General features: G+C 61.4%; 22 protein-coding genes. 13 read left to right on the plus strand and 9 right to left on the minus strand.

The genetic code is table 11. The annotated features are described in order from the left end of the window. The first annotated feature begins 233 nt into the window (after window positions 1-233). The 7 genes from NKI85_RS10240 (at window position 234) to NKI85_RS10270 (ending at window position 4802) form a co-directional block, all read left to right on the plus strand. Window positions 234-980 (plus strand): DUF899 family protein, encoded by a 747-nt coding sequence (locus tag NKI85_RS10240; RefSeq protein ID WP_352523295.1) that lies wholly within the window; start codon window positions 234-236, stop codon window positions 978-980. A 124-nt stretch (window positions 981-1104) separates the two neighbouring features. Then, window positions 1105-1494 (plus strand): DUF6152 family protein, encoded by a 390-nt coding sequence (locus NKI85_RS10245; RefSeq protein ID WP_352523296.1) that lies wholly within the window; start codon window positions 1105-1107, stop codon window positions 1492-1494. Then, complete coding sequence (locus NKI85_RS10250) at window positions 1495-1956, plus strand: hypothetical protein (RefSeq protein WP_352523298.1); 462 nt, start codon at window positions 1495-1497, stop codon at window positions 1954-1956. A gap of 150 nt (window positions 1957-2106) precedes the next feature. Continuing rightward, window positions 2107-2895 carry a hypothetical protein gene (locus NKI85_RS10255; protein WP_352776695.1) on the plus strand — a complete coding sequence of 263 codons (789 nt, stop codon included), beginning with the start codon at window positions 2107-2109 and terminating at the stop codon, window positions 2893-2895. Between the two features lie 102 nt (window positions 2896-2997). After that, window positions 2998-3819 carry an AAA family ATPase gene (locus NKI85_RS10260; protein WP_352776696.1) on the plus strand — a complete coding sequence of 274 codons (822 nt, stop codon included), beginning with the start codon at window positions 2998-3000 and terminating at the stop codon, window positions 3817-3819. A gap of 9 nt (window positions 3820-3828) precedes the next feature. Then, the gene (locus tag NKI85_RS10265) at window positions 3829-4536 is read left to right on the plus strand and encodes a hypothetical protein (RefSeq protein ID WP_352776697.1); all 708 of its coding nucleotides are present in this window, start codon (window positions 3829-3831) and stop codon (window positions 4534-4536) included. An 11-nt stretch (window positions 4537-4547) separates the two neighbouring features. Continuing rightward, window positions 4548-4802: a hypothetical protein gene (locus tag NKI85_RS10270; protein ID WP_352776698.1), complete on the plus strand. Its 255-nt coding sequence runs from the start codon at window positions 4548-4550 to the stop codon at window positions 4800-4802. A gap of 52 nt (window positions 4803-4854) precedes the next feature. Here NKI85_RS10270 and carB read toward each other — a convergent pair whose 3' ends face one another. Continuing rightward, window positions 4855-8358 carry a carbamoyl-phosphate synthase large subunit gene (gene carB / locus NKI85_RS10275; protein ID WP_352523301.1) on the minus strand — a complete coding sequence of 1168 codons (3504 nt, stop codon included), beginning with the start codon at window positions 8356-8358 and terminating at the stop codon, window positions 4855-4857. Between the two features lie 399 nt (window positions 8359-8757). Next, window positions 8758-9657, minus strand: a complete 900-nt coding sequence (locus tag NKI85_RS10280) for an SH3 domain-containing protein (RefSeq protein ID WP_352776699.1) — start codon at window positions 9655-9657, stop codon at window positions 8758-8760. A 228-nt stretch (window positions 9658-9885) separates the two neighbouring features. Here NKI85_RS10280 and NKI85_RS10285 point away from each other — a divergent pair, with 228 nt between their 5' ends. Further along, a complete protein-coding gene (locus tag NKI85_RS10285; RefSeq protein ID WP_352776700.1) occupies window positions 9886-12309 on the plus strand; it encodes a DNA/RNA non-specific endonuclease in 2424 nt (807 codons plus the stop codon). A gap of 28 nt (window positions 12310-12337) precedes the next feature. Here the strand turns inward: NKI85_RS10285 and NKI85_RS10290 are convergent, their stop codons facing one another. From NKI85_RS10290 to NKI85_RS10300, 3 genes are all read right to left on the minus strand, one after another. Continuing rightward, window positions 12338-12856: a hypothetical protein gene (locus tag NKI85_RS10290; RefSeq protein WP_352776701.1), complete on the minus strand. Its 519-nt coding sequence runs from the start codon at window positions 12854-12856 to the stop codon at window positions 12338-12340. Continuing rightward, the gene (locus NKI85_RS10295) at window positions 12820-13083 is read right to left on the minus strand and encodes a metallophosphoesterase family protein (RefSeq protein ID WP_352776702.1); all 264 of its coding nucleotides are present in this window, start codon (window positions 13081-13083) and stop codon (window positions 12820-12822) included. The genes NKI85_RS10290 and NKI85_RS10295 overlap by 37 nt, the downstream gene beginning before the upstream one ends. Window positions 13084-13177: 94 nt before the next feature. Continuing rightward, complete coding sequence (locus tag NKI85_RS10300) at window positions 13178-13534, minus strand: ArsR/SmtB family transcription factor (protein ID WP_352523307.1); 357 nt, start codon at window positions 13532-13534, stop codon at window positions 13178-13180. Window positions 13535-13728: 194 nt separating this feature from the next. Between NKI85_RS10300 and NKI85_RS10305 the strand changes: the two genes are divergently transcribed. Next, entirely contained in the window at window positions 13729-14907 is a 1179-nt protein-coding gene (locus NKI85_RS10305) for an MFS transporter (RefSeq protein ID WP_352523309.1), read from the plus strand. Window positions 14908-14945: 38 nt separating this feature from the next. Here the strand turns inward: NKI85_RS10305 and NKI85_RS10310 are convergent, their stop codons facing one another. Continuing rightward, window positions 14946-15404, minus strand: a complete 459-nt coding sequence (locus tag NKI85_RS10310) for a MarR family winged helix-turn-helix transcriptional regulator (protein ID WP_352523311.1) — start codon at window positions 15402-15404, stop codon at window positions 14946-14948. Window positions 15405-15594: 190 nt separating this feature from the next. Here NKI85_RS10310 and NKI85_RS10315 point away from each other — a divergent pair, with 190 nt between their 5' ends. Then, window positions 15595-16386, plus strand: a complete 792-nt coding sequence (locus NKI85_RS10315; protein ID WP_352523313.1) for an SDR family NAD(P)-dependent oxidoreductase — start codon at window positions 15595-15597, stop codon at window positions 16384-16386. A gap of 15 nt (window positions 16387-16401) precedes the next feature. Here the strand turns inward: NKI85_RS10315 and NKI85_RS10320 are convergent, their stop codons facing one another. Further along, window positions 16402-17001 (minus strand): LysE family translocator, encoded by a 600-nt coding sequence (locus NKI85_RS10320; RefSeq protein WP_352523315.1) that lies wholly within the window; start codon window positions 16999-17001, stop codon window positions 16402-16404. Between the two features lie 92 nt (window positions 17002-17093). Between NKI85_RS10320 and NKI85_RS10325 the strand changes: the two genes are divergently transcribed. Next, a complete protein-coding gene (locus NKI85_RS10325) occupies window positions 17094-17963 on the plus strand; it encodes a LysR family transcriptional regulator (protein ID WP_352523404.1) in 870 nt (289 codons plus the stop codon). A 55-nt stretch (window positions 17964-18018) separates the two neighbouring features. Here NKI85_RS10325 and NKI85_RS10330 read toward each other — a convergent pair whose 3' ends face one another. Both NKI85_RS10330 and NKI85_RS10335 read right to left on the minus strand, forming a co-directional pair. Next, complete coding sequence (locus NKI85_RS10330) at window positions 18019-18672, minus strand: dihydrofolate reductase family protein (RefSeq protein WP_352523317.1); 654 nt, start codon at window positions 18670-18672, stop codon at window positions 18019-18021. A 146-nt stretch (window positions 18673-18818) separates the two neighbouring features. Continuing rightward, window positions 18819-20186 carry an Nramp family divalent metal transporter gene (locus NKI85_RS10335; RefSeq protein WP_352523319.1) on the minus strand — a complete coding sequence of 456 codons (1368 nt, stop codon included), beginning with the start codon at window positions 20184-20186 and terminating at the stop codon, window positions 18819-18821. A 236-nt stretch (window positions 20187-20422) separates the two neighbouring features. Between NKI85_RS10335 and mntR the strand changes: the two genes are divergently transcribed. Continuing rightward, window positions 20423-20878, plus strand: coding sequence for a manganese-binding transcriptional regulator MntR (mntR, locus tag NKI85_RS10340; protein WP_352523321.1), 456 nt, complete (start codon window positions 20423-20425; stop codon window positions 20876-20878). Window positions 20879-20982: 104 nt separating this feature from the next. After that, the gene (locus tag NKI85_RS10345) at window positions 20983-21171 is read left to right on the plus strand and encodes a hypothetical protein (RefSeq protein ID WP_352523323.1); all 189 of its coding nucleotides are present in this window, start codon (window positions 20983-20985) and stop codon (window positions 21169-21171) included. The last annotated feature ends 17 nt before the right edge of the window (window positions 21172-21188 follow it).

The raw sequence follows: 21188 nt of genomic DNA on the forward strand, positions 1-21188 counted from the left end.
CACGCCCTCTGCCACGCCGGAGATTGGCGAAACCGTCGGCGAAGGCACCTTTCTCCCCGTCACTATACGGGGAGAAATGCCCGGCAGGGCAATGAGGGGCGGCGCCAGCGCCCGGAATGGGCAAGAGTGAGCGGCAACGGCGCAGCAAAAAATGTCGGAACCGTCTTTGGCGATGCGTCCTTGGGAGGCAAGGCGCCTCCCGCCACGCGCCGCCCCGGCAGATGGAGATGACGATGATCAGCTTTCCCAATGAATCCCAGGAATATCGCGCCGCCCGCGACGAGCTGCTGCAGAAGGAAATCGAACTGCGCCGCGCCATGGAGGATGTCGCCGTCGCCCGCCGCGCGCTGCCGCCCGGCGGGCTGGTGCCGCAGAATTATGTCTTCGACGGGCTTGGCGCCGACGGCAAGCCGGCCCGTATAAAACTGTCGGAGCTGTTTGCGCCCGGCAAGGACACGCTGATCGTCTATTCGATGATGTTTCCGCGCCATCCGCAGGAGACGCGCGACGTGGCGACCAGCGGCGGCACGGCGAAGCTGCCGAGACAGGACCAGCCGTGCCCATCCTGCACGGCGCTGCTCGACCAGTTCGACGGCGCCATTGGGCATCTCGAGGCTGCCGGCTACAATTTCGCTGTCGTGGCCAAGACCGCGCTGGAAAACCTGCTGACGCTTGGCCGTGACCGCGGCTGGACCAACATGCGGCTGGTTTCCTCGGCCGGCAACAGCTTCAAGCGCGACTACCAGGCCGAGGCCAAGGACGGCGCGCAGCTTCCGGTGCTTTCGGTGTTCCACCGCGACGGCGACGGCATCCGCCACTTCTGGAGCTCCGAACTCGGCTTCGCGCCGCCCGAACCCGGTCAGGACCCGCGCGCCATCGGCACCTGCGAGATCCTGTGGAACCTGATGGATTTCACGCCCGAGGGCAGGGCGCAGAGCTGGCAGGAGCAGCTGCAGTATGGGGAAGGGTGCTGCCACTGAGCTTGGCAAGGATATCTCCTATTGGCGTATCGGGAATCGAAATCCTCCCGATACCAAGGCCTTATGTGATTTGACGTTGCCGCGCCGTGACCTACTCTCGAATGCCGAACCGAGGAGACGAGCGATGCAGTCACCTTTCAACGGGGTTCGGGGCGTCACGCTGACGGCGGCGGTGATGCTTGCCGCCGCAACCGCGGCCTATGCCCATCACGGCTGGTCGTGGACCCAGGACGGGTTTTTCGAACTCCGGGGCAAGATCACGGCCATCTATATCGGCAACCCGCACGCCACGCTGGACGTCGACGCGAAGGGAGAGGCCTGGCGGGTGGAGATGGCACCGCCGTCCCGCACGATCGCCGCCGGCTTCACCGAGGACGTTGCCAAGGTCGGCGACGAGGTGACCGCGATCGGCAACCGCTCGCAAGACGAGAGCGAAAAGCGCATGAAGGCAGTTCGTGTCGTCGTCGGCGGCAAGACCTATGATGTCTATCCCGACCGCGTGCCGCCGGCCTGAATGGACGGGTTCCTCGCCGGCATCGAGCAAGTCGCTTTCGTGCGGGGGCTGAAGTCATCCTTCCTCGCCTACCCCATCGTCAATGCGCTGCACATCATGTCGATCGGCGCGCTGCTGACCAGCGTCTGGCTCATGGATCTCAAGATCCTGGGCGCCTTCAGCGCGCTGCCGCAGCCGGCGTTCGTCGCGCTGCTGCGCTGCATCGCATTGGGCGCGTTCGCCGGTGCGCTCGTCACGGGGTCGCTGCTCTTTTCAGTCAGGGCGAGGGAGTATGCGGCGATGCCGATCTTCCTCGCCAAGATGACGCTCATCCTGCTTGCCGGCGCCAACTTCCTTGCCTTCATGCGCCGCGCAAGAGGCGGTGACGAGCCGGCTGGCGGGACCGTGACCGTGCTGGCTGTGCTTTCGATGATTCTCTGGACGTCCGTGCTTTTCGCCGGACGGTTTATTGGGTTTCTCTGACTAGACCGAGCTGGCGCTGCCTTACACGTCTGCCGGCTTCCCTTGTATACAGACAGGGATCGCACGGGAGGGAGAAACAGGCGACAATTTCCGCTTGTCTTTCAAGTAGACTCGTCCTCAAATCCCGCCGGGGATAGGGAGGGCGAGTCATTGAATAAATTACCAAAGAAATTCGTCGAACGAATTGCGTCGAATCTAAAGAAATATCAACGGATTACCCTGGCTCAGCAAAAGTCTGATGTCGCGGAAGCCGACACGGTTACCTTGATCAAGGACATCCTGGCCGACGTGTTTGGCTATGATAAATATGATGAGCTTACGTCAGAGCATCAGATTAAGGCCACATATTGCGACCTCGCGATAAAGATCGGTGGAAAGCTGAGATTGCTTGTCGAGGTCAAATCAGCGGGTAGCGGGCTCGCGGATAATCACCTGAGACAAGTTATCGACTACGGCGCTCATCAAGGTATCCACTGGGTGATCCTGACGAATGCGGTCGAATGGCGGCTGGTTCGGATCTACGTTGCAAATCAGATTAGCCACGAGCAAGTGTGCCGCATCGGCTTCGCCGACATGAATCCAAAGAATGAGGACCATTTGCAGTGTCTTTTCCTGTTTGCCAAGGAAGGGCTGACAATCGATGCGATGGATGCCTTTCATCAACAGGCCCAGCTATTCAACAAGTTTACGGTGTCGGCGATCATCCGGTCGGAGCCGGTGATTTCTGTAGTGCGCAGGGAAATCCGAAGACTCTTTCCCGACATCAAGGTCGGCAACGAAAACCTGTCGCAGTTGGTCGAAAATGAAGTGATCAAGCGGGACACAATCGAAGGCGACAAGGCGAAAGAGGCGGTCGCCAGAATGCGAAAGGCTGTGAATAAGCTTGAAAGGGCCAAGGCCAAGGCAGCGAAGGTAGACATCGCTGAGGTTGCGAACTGACATAAGCCCCCTTGAAGCAGGCCGTCACCTTCGAACTCGACCAACAGCGCTCGACCAGATCTTGCGATCGATCTAGTCGTAGCCGTAACCGTGGATGTCACTATGAGCGATCTGCATAGGTTTACGCGTGTAGAGTTTAATCGTTTTAAAGCCTTTGAGAAATTTACGTTACATCTCAGGAACTTTAATATCCTTGTCGGACCTAATAATGCCGGAAAGTCAACTATCTTAGCCGCGTTTAGGATATTGGCCTCTGCACTGCGAAAGGCCTCCTCAAGAAAATCGGAAGTTGTAAGCGGCCCGCAGGGGTCTGTTTATGGATACATTGTCGATCTTGGCGCGATATCGATCGCAGAAGAGAATATATTCTATAACTATGACGACAGCCAGCCAGCCTCAATTCGGTTTAATTTATCTAACAAAAATGAGCTATTGTTGTTTTTCCCAGAGGCCGGGTCGTGCCACTTAATAGCAATAAACAATAATGGGAAGACGCCTCACTCTCCAAAAGAATTTATGAAGCATTTTAATTGCCCAATTGGGTTTGTCCCCATATTGGGTCCAGTTGACCATAACGAAGTACTTTATGAAAAGGAAGCTGCACGGTTAGCGCTTTTTAACTACAGGTCCGCTAGGAATTTCAGAAATATTTGGTATCACTATCCTGACAAGTTCGAAGAGTTTCGCGAAGTCCTGAGCCGAACTTGGCCCGGCATGGATATTGAAAAGCCAATAGTCGACTACTCCCACAAAAACGCCAGGCTATATATGTTCTGCCCGGAATCAAGGATTCCGAGAGAGATTTTTTGGGCAGGTTTTGGCTTTCAAGTATGGTGCCAAATGTTGACGCATTTGATACAGTCGAGCAACAATTCTCTATTTCTTATTGATGAGCCTGATATCTATCTGCACTCAGAATTATAACGACAGCTATTGACTTTACTTAGAAATATCGCTCCAGATATACTGATTGCCACTCATTCGACTGAGATAATAACTGAGGCAGAGGCGGATGATATCGTAGTAATCAACAAAAACAGAAAACAGGCACAGCGTGTGAAAAACCCTTCGCAATTGGGAGATGTCTTCTCATCTTTGGGTTCGAATTTAAACCCTATCCTTACTCAACTGGCGAAAACGCGGCGAGCGCTTTTTGTTGAAGGAAAAGATTTTCAGATACTCGGGAAATTTGCCAGCAAACTTGGATTTGCAGAAGTAGGTAATCGCGGAAATTTTGCAGTCATACCGGTGGAGGGCTTTAACCCGGAGAGAGCCAAAAATATCAAGGCCGGCATGGAACTGACCTTGGGTGGGAAGATATCATCGGCAATCGTTTTTGATCGGGACTATCGAAGCGAGAACGAATGCGCGGCTATTAAGGAAGCTTGTGGGAAGTTTTCGGAGTTGGTGGCACTCCATCGCAGGAAGGAAATTGAGAACTTTTTACTGGTCCCTGCCGCGATAGATAGAGCGGCCGCCAACAAGGTTTCAGAGGTGCTGCGTCGCGGCGGCAGCGCCAAGACATACGTTCCAATCGCAGATGCTGTGCTGAATAAGTTCTCATTAGAGAAAAAAATTACGTGGCTGGTCAGTATCTTTCTAATCGCCGGCGATTTGAGAGACAGAATTCTCCAAGTTTGAACGACGCGACGGTGAGCGAAGATGCAATGAATGAGTTTGATAAATTTTGGGACAGCGCGGATTTGAGAATGGGGCTTGTTCCCGGGAAGGACGCCTTAAGTTGCGTAAATAAGGCCCTGCAAGATGAATATAAGATAAGTGTGACTCCAACCGCCATAATAGACGCAATGCGGAATGAGGAAATTTCAGTCGAGATGAAAGACCTCATTAAAAGCATATCGGTTTTCTCGATCTCGGGCGTCAATGAGGAACTCGATGAGAAATAGATCGCGAAGCTGGCATTCGACCTAAACGGTCTCGCTCAAACTCAAGCTGAAACTACGCAAAATACTCCTGCAGCGGCCTCACTTCCAAACTCCCCGCCTTCAGCGCAGCAATGGCCTCAGCCACCGCGGCCGCGCCCGAAAGCGTCGTGTAATACGGCACTTTCTGCATCAGCGTCGCCCTGCGCAGCGATTTGGAGTCCGACACCGCCTTCTGGCCGTCCGTGGTGTTGAAGACGATCTGCACCTGGCGGTTGCGGATGGCGTCCTCGATGTGCGGGCGGCCTTCCAGCACCTTGTTGATTTTCTCGGCCGCGACGCCGTTTTCGGCGAGGAAGCGCGCCGTGCCGGAGGTGGCGAGCACTTTAAAACCCTGGCCGGCGAGGCGCTTGACCGCCGGCAGGATGCCCTTCTTGTCCTCGTCGCGCACCGAGACGAACAGCGTGCCGGAGCGCGGCAGGTCGACGCCGGCGCCTAACTGGCTCTTGGCGAAGGCGAGCGCGAAGTCGCGGTCGAGGCCCATGACCTCGCCGGTCGAGCGCATTTCCGGGCCGAGCAAGATGTCGACGCCGGGGAAGCGGGCGAACGGGAATACCGCTTCCTTGACGGCGATGTGGCCGGGGTTGCGTGGGTCGGGCATGGCGCCGTAATGGGCGAAGGCGTCTTCCAGGCTTTCGCCGGCCATGATGCGGGCGGCAATCTTGGCAATCGGCCGCCCGATGGTCTTGGCGACGAAGGGCACGGTGCGCGACGCTCGCGGGTTGACCTCCAGCACATAGACGGTGCCGTCCTTGATCGCGTACTGCACGTTCATCAGCCCGCCGACATTGAGCGCGCGGGCAAGCGCTGCCGTTTGGCGCTCCAGCTCGTCGACGAGCTCCGAGGGCAGCGAATGCACCGGCAGCGAGCAGGCGCTGTCACCGGAATGGATGCCGGCCTCCTCAATATGCTCCAATATGCCGGAGACGTAGGTCGACTTGCCGTCGCACAGGCAATCGACGTCGACCTCGATGGCGCCCGACAGATAGGTGTCGAACAGAAGCGGGTTCTTGCCGAGCAGCGTGTTGATCTGGCCGGTCTTGTCGTTGGGGTATTTCTGCTTGATGTCCTCCGGCACCAGGCCGGGTACGGTGTCGAGCAGGTAGGATTGCAGCATGCTCTCATCGTGGATGATCTGCATGGCGCGGCCGCCGAGCACATAGGACGGGCGCACCACCAGCGGGAAGCCGAGCTCGCCGGCAACGAGGCGGGCCTGCTCGACCGAATAGGCGATGCCGTTCTTCGGCTGGCTTAGGCCGAGCTTGTGCAACAGCTTCTGGAAGCGGTCGCGGTCCTCGGCGAGATCGATCATGTCGGGCGAGGTGCCGAGGATCGGGATGCCGGCCTTCTCCAGCGCGTCGGCGAGCTTCAGCGGCGTCTGGCCGCCGAACTGGACGATGACGCCGACCAGCTCGCCGGACGCCTGTTCGGCGCGCAGGATCTCCAGCACGTCCTCCGGCGTCAGCGGCTCGAAATAGAGCCGGTCGGAGGTGTCGTAGTCGGTCGAGACGGTCTCGGGATTGCAGTTGATCATGATCGCCTCGAAGCCGGCATCGCGCAGCGCGAAGGCGGCGTGGCAGCAGCAATAGTCGAACTCGATGCCCTGGCCGATGCGGTTGGGGCCGCCGCCGAGGATAACGACCTTTTTGCGCGACGATACCTGAGCCTCGTTGGCGAGCGCGCCGGCAAACGGCACTTCATAAGTGGAGTACATATAGGCGGTGGGCGAGGCGAACTCGGCCGCGCAGGTGTCGATGCGCTTGTAAACCGGATGAACGTCAAGTTTTTCGCGAATCTTCTGGATCTCTTCAACGTCCTTCCTGACCAGGGAGGCGAGGCGGGCATCGGAGAAACCCATCGCCTTCAGCATGCGCAGATTGGCGGCGTCCTCGGGAATGCCGTGCTCGCGGATGCGTGCCTCCATGTCGAGGATGCCGGCGATCTGTTCGAGGAACCACGGGTCGATCTTGCACATGGCGTGCACGTCTTCCAGCGAGGTGCCCATGCGGATCGCCTGCGCCACCATGCGCAGCCGGTCCGGCGTTGGCGTACCGAGTGCGGCGCGAACGGCGTTGCGGTCGTCGACGTGGCTGGCGGCCGTGCTGCCATGGCCGATGCCGGGGATCTCGATTTCGTCCAGACCAGTCAGGCCGGTCTCCAGCCCGCGCAGCGCTTTCTGCAGCGATTCCTGGAAAGTGCGGCCGATGGCCATGACCTCGCCGACCGACTTCATCGAGGTGGTCAGCACCGGCTCGGCGCCGGGGAATTTCTCGAAGGCAAAGCGCGGGATTTTGGTGACGACATAGTCAATGCTCGGCTCGAACGAGGCCGGCGTCGCGCCGCCGGTGATGTCGTTCTCGAGCTCGTCCAGCGTGTAGCCGACGGCGAGCTTGGCGGCGATCTTGGCGATCGGGAAGCCTGTCGCCTTGGAGGCCAGCGCAGACGAGCGCGAGACGCGCGGGTTCATCTCGATGACCACCAGGCGGCCATCGGCCGGGTTGACGGCGAACTGCACGTTGGAGCCGCCGGTCTCGACGCCGATCTCGCGCAGCACCGCGATCGAGGCGTTGCGCATCATCTGGTATTCTTTGTCGGTCAGCGTCAGCGCCGGGGCGACGGTGATCGAATCGCCGGTATGCACGCCCATCGGGTCGATGTTCTCGATCGAGCAGACGATGATGCAATTGTCGGCCTTGTCGCGGACAACCTCCATCTCGTACTCTTTCCAGCCGAGCACGCTCTCCTCGATCAGCACTTCGGTGGTCGGCGAGGCGTCGAGGCCGGACTGGACGATCTCGTAGAATTCGGCGCGATTGTAGGCGATGCCGCCGCCGGTGCCGCCCATGGTGAAGGACGGGCGGATGATGGCGGGAAGGCCGACATGGTCGAGCGCCTGTGCGGCTATCGCCATGGCGTGGCTGATATAGCGCTGCTTGCGGTCGCCTTCGCCGAGGTTCCAGCTTGTTTCCAGCGCGTCGAGCGCGGCATCGAGATTTTCGGGCTTCTCGGCCTTCAACTCGGCGCGCTCGGCCTCGTGCGTCTTGCGGTCGGCATTCTTGACGTCGGTGGCATTGGCCAGCATCGACTTCGGTGTTTCCAGGCCGATCTTGTTCATCGCCTCGCGAAACAGCGCGCGGTCCTCGGCCTTGTCGATGGCCGTGGCATCGGCGCCGATCATCTCGACATTGTAGCGGTCGAGCACGCCCATGCGGCGCAGCGACAGGGCGGTGTTCAGCGCGGTCTGGCCGCCCATGGTCGGCAGCAGCGCGTCCGGCCGCTCCTTGGCGATGATCTTGGCCACCACTTCGGGCGTGATCGGCTCGATATAGGTGGCGTCGGCCAGCTCCGGGTCGGTCATGATGGTGGCCGGATTGGAGTTGACCAGGATGACGCGAAACCCCTCTTCCTTCAGCGCCTTGCAGGCCTGGGTGCCGGAATAGTCGAACTCGCAGGCCTGGCCGATGACAATGGGGCCGGCCCCGATGATCAGGATCGACTTGATGTCGGTGCGTCTTGGCATGTCGAGGGTCCGTTCGGCGGGCGGCTTGCACAAAAAGCCGGACGGGATGACCCGGCCGGTTATGCTCGCGATTCTGGTATCAGGCTAGGAGGGCCTTATAGGGAAGAGTTTTGCCGGATGTAACCCCCTAAAATGCGGCTTTGTGTGCGGGTCCACTAGCTGGGCAATCGCTTCAGGTTTAGATGCCGGTGCTGCCCCTCACCTGCCTACCGGCATCCTCTCCCCGTATAGTGACGGGGAGAGGGGCGCTCTCATGGACGATTTCGCCACTCGCCAGCATTGCAAGAAGGGCGCCGACGCTGCGGCCAGCCCCTTCTCCCCGTCACTATACGGGGAGAAGTGCCCGGCAGGGCGATGAGGGGCGGCGCTGATTCCTACAATTACACCAGTCCACTCTCTCTATCCTCCGCTCGCCAGGGCGTTGGTAATCTCGAAGCGTTCGGAAACGCCGACGCGGATGATGTTGAGGCTGCCCTCGCGCGTGAAGCGGAATTCGCCGGGCGCATTCGAACCGGCCGGCTTGCCTGCTTGGAAGGTGATGATGCGCGTGCCGCCATCGGGCCATGTCACGGACACGTCGATCTTGTCGCCGGTGCGCACGACCGCCGCCTTGCAGCTGGTCATTGGCTGGCCGACATAGCGCGCGCAAGGAATGACGTTCCCGGCACCTGGGACTGGTGTCCCCGGCGGCTGCAGCCGTGCAACGGTTTGTGCATCGGCCGGAGGCGCTGCATTGATCGCGCCGAAATTCTGGACGGGATCAACCGCGGGCGCCGATCCATCAACCTGTCCAGTCGAGGGGTTTCCACCGGCCAGGGCCAGGCGGTAAGCATCCTCGATCGCCACCCTGCCGATTGCGTCAGCGGAGTTCAGCGTCGTTTCGGGACCGGCCGCGCCCAGGCGCGCTGTCAGATCCGGCAGCGGGTTAGAGGCAGGGCTCTCCGTATTGGCCGCCGCTTGGGGTGTCACTTGCTGGGGATTGATAGGGTCGAGGTAGCGCGCGGGAGCCCATCCGCTCATCTTCGGGTCGTCAATGTCTTCAACCTTGCACCACCGATGGCCGCTGACGTCACCGCAGCCGAGATTTTTCACGCTCGAACCACTCGGCAGCCGCGCCTCGATCTTGCCCATGGCCGATGCCGTGGCGCGCACGTTCAGGAGATCACCCGGAGCGAGACCCGTCACAATGGAGATGATGGGCTCCGGCTCCTGGCCCTTGGCCGGCAACCCCGCCAGCATCAGCGGAGCCGCAATCACCGCAAGCAGCATCGTCGGGAGTGTTACTGTGCGCCTAATCATCTGCCATGGGCGGTAGGTTCAATTGCCGAAGGCGCGGCCAGGCACAGAAACGCCATCGCACGCCAGCCGGTTTTTATAGGCGACGAGGCGGCGCTGTGTAAGCCCGAAAATGAGTAAGGTGCCGCGTGTTGAATCGCGACCAGGCCACTTCCGTAAGCTAGAAGCCGGCAAAATATTGCACATTTCATGTAAATATGCACTCTCTCAAGTAAGCCGGAGGAGGGAAATATGGTCGATCTTGAAATATTGGCGCAGGTGGAAAACATAGTTCGCCAGCGTGTCAAGAAAACGCGCGCCGAGATTGAGGCTTCACTTGGTCACATCGCCAACGGCAATCCGCTGGCCGCCGAACAGACCATCTCCAGGCGCCTCGACAGGCTGCAGGTAAAGGCGTCGCTCAGCCGCACCGAAGCGGAGATGATATCGGCAGCGATCGACATGAGGTCTGCCGGTGAAAGAAAGGCCGCCGCTAAGCAGCCAGGACCGGAGGCAATTCTCGGCCCAACGCTCGACTTCATCGGGGTCGCATTCCTGGAGCGTGGGCGCCGTGCGGCCGATGCGGTCGGCCGAGTTGCCTTTCTCAACGGCAATCCACAGGGATCGGGTTTTCTGGTTGGGCCAAGTCTGTTCCTCACAAACAACCATGTGATTTCGTCGCCGGCGGAATCCCGGCGCTTCCAGGTCCAGTTCGACTATGAGCAGGACGGCGTGAATGCCGTGCGTACGCCGACGACGTTCCTGTTCGATCCTGAATTCTGTTTCGTGACCGACAGCATAGAGGGTCTGGACTATACGCTGATCGGGGTCGGTGAGCGGCGTTCCGGTCCAAAGGAACTGGGAGAGTTCGGTTTTATTTCGCTGTCGGACGCGCGCGACAAGCATATGCTTGGCGAAATCGCCAACATCGTTCAGCACCCCGATGGCCGCTTCAAGGAACTGGTGCTGCGTGAAAACCGGCTGGTGGCCCGCGACGAAACGGTTCAAGTGCTGCACTATGTTGCCGATACCGAACAGGGTTCGTCCGGGTCGCCGGTTTTCAACAACGAATGGGAGCCTATTGCCCTGCATCATTGGGCCGGCCCGTTCCACGAGGTGACGGGCATAGGTGGCTATGCGCTTGCGCGCGAGATCAACGAAGGCATACGGATCAGCGCCATCGTTGACGATCTGGGTGCTAGAAAGTCTAGGCTGCCGGGCTCCTCGGCATCGGCGGTTTCGGAAGCTCTGGCGATTTGGGCCGGCACGCCGCGCATGATGGATGAGACAGTTCGGCTGAACGCCGACGTTCGCGAAGATGTGCTGGACAAGGCGGTGCAGCGACCGGAACCGGATCGCAATCCGCCGGCGACGAGACACAACGCCGATGGCTCGGTCACGTGGACTTTTCCCGTCGAGATAAATGTCCGGGCGCCGTTGATCGACGGAGGCGATGCGCGACGAAACGACGGCAAAGGCCCAGCAAGCGAGCCCGCCAAGGTCGTGGCCATCGCCGAGGCAGCAGGTTGGAAGACAGAGGATTTCGATGATCGTGGAGGGTATGAGCCCGGCTTCATACCGGGCTTTGTCCTGCCAATGCCGACGGTCGCCGATTCACCCTACCGGTTGGCCAAAAACCTTCTTGCCAAACCGGGCGAGGATCCACACGAATTGCGCTATCATCATTTTTCGGTCTTGATGAACGCCGATCGCAGGCTTGCCTTCGTCACCGCCTGCAATATCGATGGATCCCGCACCAAGGCGGTCAATCGTGCGGACAAGACCGTCATCGACAACCCGTCGCTTGTCGAATTGGGGGTAGAGTCGATTTCCGGTTCGGAAGCCAGTGACGCTTTCCGGCCCGATCGCCGCATCGATCCTGGCGAGCAGATGACCCAGGAATTTTATTCGAGCCAGAATGTGCCTGGGTTTCCCGACCCAAGATCCAAGGAACGAATAGCTCGAATGTTCCAGAAGGGCCATATTACGCTTCGCGGCGACCCTGCGTGGGGGGTGGATCAGGAGGCGGTCGCCGCAGAACGGGACACGTTCTTCTATACCAATGCTGCGCCGCAAGTCGGCTTCTTCAATCAGGGAAGCTCGCTTGACCATCCCGGCTCCAAGGGAAAACTGAGATGGCGCGCCGTGGAAACTTATGTGCTGCGCAATGCCTATACGGCGCGAGGCCGTATCACGGTGTTTGCCGGTCCAGTGTTCCGCGGGGACGATCCTCCTTACCGCTTCGAAAGCCATGTTCCGCTGAAGTTCTGGAAGATCGCGCTGTGGTCCGATCAAGCTGGCCTGCGCGCCATCGCGCTGCTTGCAGACCAGAAGCCGGTCTTGGAAGTGATGCCCGAAGCGTTCGGTGGGCGTGCCGAGGCATTCGATGACCCGCTTGAAATTGCCAGGGTATCGGAGTTCCTTTCGACGGTGGCCGAGATTGAACGGCTGACCGGCCTGAACTTCGGCCAGCAGGTGCGCGACGCTGACATTCGGGCCGGTTCCGAATCGGTTCCGGCACAGACTTTCAACCCAACGCAACTGGCGCCCAACACGTCGCGGCCAAAGGCTTCATCGCCCAAGACTTCGACGCCCAAGACTTCGACGTTCAAGACTTCGGCGGCCAGCACCCGACGTCCTGCCAAGCGATCGAAGCGATCCGCGTCTGACAACTGAAGATTGGACCGGTCGCGGATTCCGCTGCTCAACCCGGCATAAAGCCGGTGCGCAGCGCGTGAGCCCATTCCGGCCGTCCCGCCTGCTCGGCCTGACGCGCCGCCGCCTCGTGGTCATAGTCGACGGCGATGGCTTCGAAGCGATCTGGGTGCAATTCGATGATGCCATAGCGGGCGTGCGGAGAACCCTGCTCGGAGACATGCGCCGGCGGGGTCGAATCGTCATAGGCCGGGCAGCCGATGCTGCCCGGGTTGAAGATGACCGGACCGCCGGGAATGCGGATCAGCTCGCTGCGGTGGCTGTGACCGCAAAGCATGATGCGGCAGGCCGGATCAATTGCGCCGAGCCGCCGCTCGATGGCGGCCAGAGGGGCGCGCACCAGCCGGCCGTCGACTATCGCGTCAGTCAGGTATTTTTCATCGTGGTCGGGCCGGGCATGGAAGGCGATCACGCCGGGCGCGACCTCCAACGTGAGCGGCAGCGCGAACAGCGCCTCGCGCTGGGCTGCCGTCAGCCGTTCCTGCGCGTAGCGGTCGGAAGGCCACATCTGTCGTCGAGCGGGTCGCGGGCAACGCGGCGGTCGTGGTTGCCGCGCACCGTCGGCAGCTCGAGAGCCTCGAGCCGCTCCATGGTCTCGCGCGGCCACAGCGGGCCGGAAACGCAATCGCCGAGATTGACGATGAGGTCGGCGCCGCCGCGTCGCCGCAGATCGTCGAGCACGGCGTCGAGCGCCAGGACATTGCCGTGGATGTCGGCGAGGACGGCAATGCGCATGGGAGGCTCCGTTAATTGGAATGGCTGGAGGGCAGGTGAAGCTACTTTGCTCGTCTCGCGAAGCGGGCGAGAGCGGAACCCAGCTTCGGGCCGTTCAGGCGCGGACTTCGATCTCGTGGCCGCCGACCGCCGGCAACGATGCGTCGTCGCCGGCCGCGGCAATCACGCTGTCGAGCAGGCCCGGGAAGCGGCGGTCGAGATCGTCACGGCGCAGCGTGATCAGCCGGCTGGTGCCAACTGCTTCGGTGCGGGTGACGCCAGCCTCACGCAGCTTGGCCAAATGGTAGCTCAGATTGGTCTTCGAGCAGAGATCGAGGAACCGGCTGCAATTCAGCGGCACGCCCTCTTTGCTGGCGAGATAGCGCACGATGGCCAGTCGCGTCGGGTCGCCGAGCACGGCAAGCACGTTCGGCAGGCTGATCTGGTCGGCGCTGGGATGGGGCAAGGTCATGCCCAGGAATTAAGCACATTCGGAGCCGATTTCAACGCATCTCCTCTCGTGACTGATCGACACATAGTTTCGTCCCGTCGCCCCGTCCTGACACCGGGCTGTCAGGATGGTTCGGCTATTTTGCAGCGCCTTTATTGACATCATGCCCTGTTATGTCCAATTGTTCAATAACCTTTGAACTAAAGGAAATTGCCATGGATAAGCGCCTCATCTGGCTTGCGCTCGGATCGTTCACGATTTCGACCGAAGGTTTCGTCATCTCCAGCCTTTTGCCCGACATTGCAAAGGATGCCGCCATCTCCGTTCCGCTCGCCGGCACGCTGATCACAGCGTTTGCGCTCGCCTATGCGATCGGCACGCCGATCCTGGCAACGCTGACCGGCGAATGGGACCGTCGCCGCGTCATTCTGTGGACGCTGGTGTTCTTCGTGTTGGGCAACGTCGCCGCGGCGCTGAGTTCCTCCTTCGAATTGCTGCTGATCGCGCGCATCGTCATGGCGCTGTCGTCAGGCCTGTTCGCGGCGACCGCACAGGGAACAGCCGTGGCGCTTGTCGACGATCATCACCGCGCCCGCGCCATTGCCGTGGTCGTCGGCGGCACGACCGTGGCGGTGGCGGTCGGCGCGCCGCTCGGCGCGCTTGTTGCGACGGTTGCCGGCTGGCGCGGCACGTTCTTCGCCATTGCCGGTCTTGGTGCGCTCGCCGGCGCGATCCTGTGGTACCGGTTGCCGCGCGGCATCGTCGGCACCAGGTTGCCGCTCCGGATGCGGCTGGCAGCGGCACTTCGCCCCGGCGTCATGCCGATCCTGGTGACGACGATCCTGGCGCTGATCGGCGCCTTCACCGTCTTTGCCTTTGTCGCGCCGCTCGCCATCGAAGGCGGCGGACTGAGCCCGATCGCGCTACCCGGAATGCTGCTCGCCTTCGGCGTTGGCGCGGTCATCGGCAACATCGGCGGCGGGCAGGCCGCCGACCGTTTCGGCGCGACGCGCACCGTCTGCTGGTCGCTGGCGCTGAGTGCCGCCATGCTGGTCACGTTTTCGCTGATCCCGATATTCCTGCCGCGCGAGATCGCCGGGCCGGCGCTGATGGCCATGATGGTGCCGTGGGGCATCGTCGGCTGGGCATTCCCACCGGCGCAGGCCAGCCGCATCATCAAGCTGGCGCCCGATGCCGCGCCCATCGTGCTGTCGCTGAACGCTTCGGCACTCTATCTCGGCGTCGCACTGGGTGCCGTGGTCGGCGCTGCGGTGCTGCGCTATGGCGCACCGGCCGACCTCGGCGTGGTCGCGGCGGCATTCCCGATCATTGGTTTGGGCGTGGTGCTGGCGAGCCACCTGGCGGCGCGTCCGGTGGCGATGCCGGCCGAATAAGGCTTGTTAGCAGAGCCTGGCTGCCGGCCGCCGATAATTCAAGTCGCGGCCGGCGGTGCGTCAAAATCCAGCGCGGCGATTTCGTCCAGCGCCGCTCGCAGGCTTGCCGCCTGCTCTTTTCCAACGATGTCTTCGAAGCGCTGCTGAGCGACGTGCCACAGCTTCAGGGCTTCTTCGAGCTTGGTCCGGCCCTGCGGTGTCAGTCTGACGCGCTTGACGCGGCGGTCGGCCGGGTCGGCGAAAGTCTCGATATAACCGTCGCGGATCAGCGGCTTGAGCGTGTGACCGAGGGCCGACAGATCCATAACGAGAGCTGCGGCAATGGCACCCATCGCCGGTTCGTTGCCGATGTGGATCTGGTAGAGCAGGCCCTGCTGCGTGGCCTTCAGGCCGGAGGGTGCGAGCACATCGTCATAGAACTGGCCGAGTTTTCGGGTCGCGCGGCGCAGCATCGCGTTGTTGCAAAGCGCCAGGCCGGGCAGGGTGGTTTGGGACATTGGCGGATTTCCGATGAGGGGACCGGAAGGGACCCTCGATGCGAACCAGAAATAGTCCTTGCTCGGCGGATTGACAAGATGATGGCATATGCCTACGTTCTGGCATATACCATTAATTAGTCTGCCAGTCGAAGCAAGGGCGTTGCCCTGCGGCACTGGCATTTGGAATCGAACCAGAAGGAACAAGACAATGAGCAAACAGGACAAAGGCACGGCGGTCGTCACCGGCGCCTCCTCCGGCATCGGCGCAGTCTATGCGGACCGGCTCGCCGGCCAAGGTTATGATCTGGTGCTGGTGGCGCGGCGCGCCGACCGGCTGGAGGAATTGGCGGAGACGCTCCGCTATGCGTATGGCCGCAAGGTCGGTGTCATCAGCGCCGACCTGGCCGACGACGCCGATCTGCGACGGGTCGAGCAGGCGATATCAACCGACGACAGCGTGACGCTGCTGGTCAACAATGCCGGCCTTGGCGGCGCGCAGGTGGTGGCAACGGCCGACGCCGATGTGGCCGAGCGCATGATCAAGGTCAATGTCGTGGCGCTGACTCGGTTGACGCGCGCGGTGCTGCCGGGACTGCTGTCCCGTAACCGCGGCACCATCGTCAACATCGCCTCGGTGCTGGCCTTCGATACCTCGTTCGGCGGCATCTACAGCGGCACCAAAGCCTATGTCGTCAACTTCACCGAGGCCTTGCAGCGGGAAGTCGCCGATAGCAAGGTAGCTGTACAGGTCGTGCTGCCGGGGGCCACCCGGACCGAGTTCTGGGAAGTTGCCGGAAGCGATATTGCCAACATGCCGCAAGAGATCGTCATGACGGCCGACGATCTGGTCGATGCAGCGCTTGCCGGCCTGGCCAAGGGCGAAACCGTCACCGCGCCCGGCCTCTCCGATCCGGCTGGATTGGAAACCTATCTTGGTGCGCGGCAAGGCTTCTTCGGCAGCCTGCTGGCCGGCAAGCCGGCGGCGCGTTACGCTGCCTGAATACTAACGCTGGTCTCACGCCGTCCGCCACATCGGAATGATCGAGGCGGCGAGAAACAGGCCAAGCATGATATTGAGCATACGCCACTGCCGCTCGGTTTTCAGCAACCGGGCGAGCAGCGTGCCGGCTACGCACCACGCCGCCAGCGATAGAGCCGCTGCAAGCCCGAAGACCGTGCCGAGCAGCAAGGCGAGCTGCAGTGGCCCGTTGGCGAGCGCGGCAAAAGATGCAGCCGCTCCCAATCCCATGGCCCAGCCCTTGGGGTTCATCCATTGCAGACCGGCGCCGCCGAAAAAGCTGTTCGGCTTTGCCATGGCCACGTCCGGATTGGGCGGGCCGCTGCGGCCGATCGTGAGGGCAAGCCAAACCAGATAGAGCGATCCGGCTATTTTCATTGCCAGTTGCAGGGAAGGGGCGGCGGCCAGCAGGCCGGCGAGCCCGGCAGCACCTGCCGCAGCCACGGTGGCCAGGCCGGCTGCACTTCCGGCCATCAGCGGGATAGAGCGGCGAAAGCCGAATTGCGCGCCGGACGCCGTCGACAATGTGGTGGCCATGCCGGGCGTGGAGGTTGAGACCAGCGCGAACAGGACGAGGGGAAGGACGGTTTCAAGCATGCTGCTTCCTTTGAAGCCAGCACGATAGGCTTTTGGACTCATCAGTAAATGCAATGTTTGCTATGATCTGCATTAGCAAATATAATGGCGTGATGCTCCGCAACCTCGATACTGCCTTGGTTCGAACCTTCGTCACCGTTGCCGACAAGGCAAGCATGACGGCGGCGGCCAACGCACTGCATTTGACGCAAGGCGCCGTCAGCCAGCAGATCAAGCGCTTGGAAGAGGTTCTCGGCTGCAGCCTGTTCGAGCGCGACCGGCGCGGACTGCGGCTGACCCGCTCCGGCGAGCAATTGTTCGGCAAGGGCAAGCGCCTGCTTTCCCTCAATGACGAGATCTTGGCGGAGATGGCGGGCCACGCGGTTGCCGGTCAGGTGCGGCTTGGCGCGCCGTACGACCTTGTCGGCACCTTGCTTGCGCCGGTGCTCAAGGTCTATGCCGAGACCTATCCGCAGGTCGAGATCTCGCTTGTCTGCGCCTCGTCGCCGGAGCTGGCTGCGGCCTTGGCGGCCGGCACGATAGAGCTTGCGGTGATCGAGGAGCCGGTCGGTCGGTCGATCGGCGAATGCCTTGTTTTGGACCGGCTGGTCTGGGTCGGCGCTAAAGGCGGCGGCGCCCGCAGCAAGCGCCCTTTGCCGGTATCGATGGTTGCCGAGACCTGCGCGTTCCGCCCGGTGGTCCTGGAGGCGCTCAACGAGCGCGGGCTGGAATGGCGCACCGTGTTCGAAAACGGCAGCATCGACGCGACGACGGCGACGGTGCGCTCGGACCTTGCCATCACCACCTGGTTGGCCTCGACAGTACCTGCCGATCTCGATGTTTTGGCCAACGATCCGGAGCTGCCGTCGCTGCCGAATTTTTCGATCAATCTGCACTTGCCCAAGCATGGTATCGGGCCGGCAGCACTGGCGTTTGCCGCCCATATCCGCGCTGGGTTGGCACGGCGGCAACAGGCGGCTTAGAAAACAGCAAAAAGGACGGCCGGTGTTCAGCCGTCCTTGATCGCCTCCACAGCGTCTATTTCCAGTTCTTGCGCCTCTCCATCTCGGCGTCGGAAGGCTCTTCCGTGGCAAAGGACCCGGTCTTGATCTCACCGGAGCGTTCATAGCTCGCCATGATGACACCGGTGGTCGATGCCTGCGAACGGGTCAGCTTGAAGGCGGCGGGTATTGTGCCGCTGCCGAACAGTTTTTTGCCCTTGCCCAGCACCAGCGGGAAAATCAGCAGGCTGATCTCGTCGATCAGGTCATTGGCGAGCAAGGTCTGGATCAGCTCGCTCGATCCCTGGATGAGCAGGTCCGGGCCGTCCTCCTCCTTCATCCGGCGCAATGTCGCCACGACGTCGCCGCCGAGTGGCTGGCTGTTTTGCCAGGACAGTGTGTCGGGCCTGTGCGTCGCCACATATTTAGTGACGGCGTTGAAACTGTCGGCGATCGGGTCGTTCTTCTGATAAGGCCAATGGGCGGCGAAGATGTCGTAGGTCTTGCGGCCCAGAAGCAGCGCGAACGGTTTTGAAAACGTCTCGCCCATGGCGGCGCCCATCACATCGTCCCAGTAGTGGAACGTCCAGCCGCCGAATTTGAAGCCGCCGACCGGGTCCTCTTCCGGCCCGCCGGGCGCTTGCATGACGCCGTCGAGGCTGACGAATGTTGCGGCGATGATCTTCCTCATTGGAGCTCCCTTTCCCTGATCCGTGCCGTCATGGCCGGACTTCGGCCCAAGGACGCGGGCGCCTGCCCGACACGACCGGCGGCACTTCTACGGCAAGGGCCGGATGACTGCCGATTGCCGGGTCTGTTTGGAGCAGAGAAACGCTATCAGCCCAGACCGACGACCGTATCGTAGAGCAGCTTGAAGTTGAGCACCAGGATGAGCCCGGCGACCACCCAGGCCAGCACCGCGACGGCGCGGGAAATGGCGAAATTGCCCATCTTGCGCTTGTCCGAGACGAACTGCACCAGCGGGACGACCGCGAAGGGAAGCTGCATCGACAGGATCACCTGGCTGAAGACGAGCAACTGGCCGGTGCCCTTCTCGCCATAAAGTGCGGTGACGACCACCACCGGAACGATGGCGATGCCGCGCGTCAGCAGGCGGCGCGCCCATTGCGGGATGCGCAGCCGCAAGAAGCCTTCCATCACGATCTGGCCAGCGAGCGTCGCCGTCACGGTCGAGTTCAGGCCGGAGGCAAGCAGCGCTACGGCAAACAGGATGGAAGCGATGCCGAGGCCGAGCAGCGGCGACAGAAGCTCGAAGGCCTGGCCGATCTCGGCCACGTCATCATGACCGGTGCCGTGGAACGCCACCGCCGACACGATCAGGATGGAGGCATTGACGAACAGCGCCAGTATCAGCGCGATGGTCGAGTCGGTCGTGGCCCATTTGATGGCGTCGCGCTTGCCGCGATCGGTGCGCTCATAGGCGCGGGTCTGCACGATCGAGGAGTGCAGATAGAGATTGTGCGGCATCACCGTGGCGCCGATGATGCCAATGGCGATGTAAAGCATGGCCGGATTGGTGACGATCTCGGACGACGGCACGAACATCGCATGCAGGATCGAGCCCACCGGCGGCGCGGCGGCAAAGATCTGGATGGCGAAGCAGCCGAAGATGATAATCAAAAGCGCTATGATGAAGGCCTCGAGGAAACGGAAGCCCTTGTTCATCAGCAATAGCAGCAGGAAGGCATCGAGCGCGGTGATGATGGCGCCGCCGATCAGCGGAATGCCGAACAGCAGTTGCAAGGCGATCGCCGTGCCGATGACCTCGGCCAGGTCGCAGGCGATGATGGCCAGTTCGCACGCGACCCACAGCATGAAATTGACCGGCCGCGGGTAATAGGCGCGGCACGCCTGCGCAAGGTCACGGCCGGTGGCGATGCCGAGCCGGGCGGCGAGCGCCTGCAGCAGAATCGCCATCAGGTTCGACAACATAATGATGAACAGCAGCGTGTAACCGAACTGGGCACCGCCGGCGAGGTCGGTCGCCCAATTGCCCGGATCCATGTAGCCGACCGAAACCATGTAGCCAGGCCCCACGAAGGCGAACAGCCGGCGAAACCAAATCCCCGAGTGCGGCACCGCGATCGTGGCGTTGACTTCGCGAAGGCTGGGCTGCTCGTCCTCCTCCGGGCGGGCAAATCGCCACATGGATCGGGGGGCTGAGGTGGCTTCGGCTTCCGACATGAAACGGCTTTCTACTGGAGCGATCGATGTTCTCTCCTTATCTATGCCACGGCTGAACATTATGCAATATGCTATATTTCATTGTCCGTGCTTTTTCGTGTGGCCGCTTGACGGTGCGACCGGAACGGCAGTGAACGCCGGTTGCGCCGGCCACTGAATGGAAATAAACGGCCAGAACGAACAGGGTTCCGTGTTATGACTGCAATGTCGATTCAAACTGCCGGGAGGAGCGCGTATTGGCGCTGAAGAAAAGACCGGTTCCTCGCGAAAAGCCGCTGCCTGACGCCGAAATCCACTCGAAAGGGTTCCGGCAAACGCGTGAGGCGCGCCGCAGCGCGCTGGTCGAGGACTATGTCGAGCTCATCGCCGACTTGATCGAGGACGGCAACGAAGCGCGCCAGGTCGATATCGCGGCGCGGCTCGGCGTCGCCCAGCCGACGGTGGCGAAAATGCTGACGCGGCTGTGCGCCGACGGGCTGGTTTCCAGAAAGCCCTATCGCGGCGTGTTCCTGACCGATGCCGGCCGCAAGGTCGCGGAAGAGAGCCGTATTCGCCACCAGACGGTGGAGGCGTTCCTGCGCTCGCTGGGCGTTAGCGCCGAGACGGCGCGCATCGACGCCGAAGGCATCGAACATCATGTCAGCGCCGAGACGCTCGAAGCCTTTCGCAAGGCGATAATCGCCGCCCGCTAGCTCCCTCCTTCGCCAACGCCTCCCTATGCCGACAGCGGAACCGCCGCACCGCACGACGCGTTTGAGTCATGCCGCGCGATTGTCGCGAGACCGAGGAGGATATCATGGGCGTCGAACAGGCACCGACCGCGAAGGGCAAGCAAGCAGCCAGTGGATTGAAGCAGGCGGCGGCGAAGGACGAACGGAGGACCGAAGCGGAAACCGGCCATCCGCTGAAAAAAGGTGCGGCGCGCTTCGAAGAGCGCTCGAAAAGCTCCGACGGCAAGAGCGCCGGCGCCAAGCAGAAGATTTGAGGGTAATCCGCGCCCCA

It is taken from the genome of Mesorhizobium sp. M0571, from assembly GCF_040320985.1.
Taxonomy (GTDB): Bacteria; Pseudomonadota; Alphaproteobacteria; order Rhizobiales; family Rhizobiaceae; genus Mesorhizobium.

Excerpts from the sequence above, each read along its gene's own strand:
- NKI85_RS10300 (WP_352523307.1), bottom strand. The coding sequence starts at position 13,534 with ATGACCTTGCCCCATCCCAGCGCCGACCAGATCAGCCTGCCGAACGTG.
- NKI85_RS10345 (WP_352523323.1), top strand. The coding sequence starts at position 20,983 with ATGGGCGTCGAACAGGCACCGACCGCGAAGGGCAAGCAAGCAGCCAGT.
- NKI85_RS10320 (WP_352523315.1), bottom strand. The coding sequence starts at position 17,001 with ATGCTTGAAACCGTCCTTCCCCTCGTCCTGTTCGCGCTGGTCTCAACC.
- NKI85_RS10240 (WP_352523295.1), top strand. The coding sequence starts at position 234 with ATGATCAGCTTTCCCAATGAATCCCAGGAATATCGCGCCGCCCGCGAC.
- NKI85_RS10285 (WP_352776700.1), top strand. The coding sequence starts at position 9,886 with ATGGTCGATCTTGAAATATTGGCGCAGGTGGAAAACATAGTTCGCCAG.
- NKI85_RS10290 (WP_352776701.1), bottom strand. The coding sequence starts at position 12,856 with ATGTGGCCTTCCGACCGCTACGCGCAGGAACGGCTGACGGCAGCCCAG.
- NKI85_RS10305 (WP_352523309.1), top strand. The coding sequence starts at position 13,729 with ATGGATAAGCGCCTCATCTGGCTTGCGCTCGGATCGTTCACGATTTCG.
- NKI85_RS10335 (WP_352523319.1), bottom strand. The coding sequence starts at position 20,186 with ATGTCGGAAGCCGAAGCCACCTCAGCCCCCCGATCCATGTGGCGATTT.
- NKI85_RS10245 (WP_352523296.1), top strand. The coding sequence starts at position 1,105 with ATGCAGTCACCTTTCAACGGGGTTCGGGGCGTCACGCTGACGGCGGCG.
- NKI85_RS10250 (WP_352523298.1), top strand. The coding sequence starts at position 1,495 with ATGGACGGGTTCCTCGCCGGCATCGAGCAAGTCGCTTTCGTGCGGGGG.
- NKI85_RS10295 (WP_352776702.1), bottom strand. The coding sequence starts at position 13,083 with ATGCGCATTGCCGTCCTCGCCGACATCCACGGCAATGTCCTGGCGCTC.
- NKI85_RS10280 (WP_352776699.1), bottom strand. The coding sequence starts at position 9,657 with ATGATTAGGCGCACAGTAACACTCCCGACGATGCTGCTTGCGGTGATT.
- NKI85_RS10325 (WP_352523404.1), top strand. The coding sequence starts at position 17,094 with ATGCTCCGCAACCTCGATACTGCCTTGGTTCGAACCTTCGTCACCGTT.
- NKI85_RS10315 (WP_352523313.1), top strand. The coding sequence starts at position 15,595 with ATGAGCAAACAGGACAAAGGCACGGCGGTCGTCACCGGCGCCTCCTCC.
- NKI85_RS10310 (WP_352523311.1), bottom strand. The coding sequence starts at position 15,404 with ATGTCCCAAACCACCCTGCCCGGCCTGGCGCTTTGCAACAACGCGATG.
- carB (WP_352523301.1), bottom strand. The coding sequence starts at position 8,358 with ATGCCAAGACGCACCGACATCAAGTCGATCCTGATCATCGGGGCCGGC.
- NKI85_RS10260 (WP_352776696.1), top strand. The coding sequence starts at position 2,998 with ATGAGCGATCTGCATAGGTTTACGCGTGTAGAGTTTAATCGTTTTAAA.
- NKI85_RS10330 (WP_352523317.1), bottom strand. The coding sequence starts at position 18,672 with ATGAGGAAGATCATCGCCGCAACATTCGTCAGCCTCGACGGCGTCATG.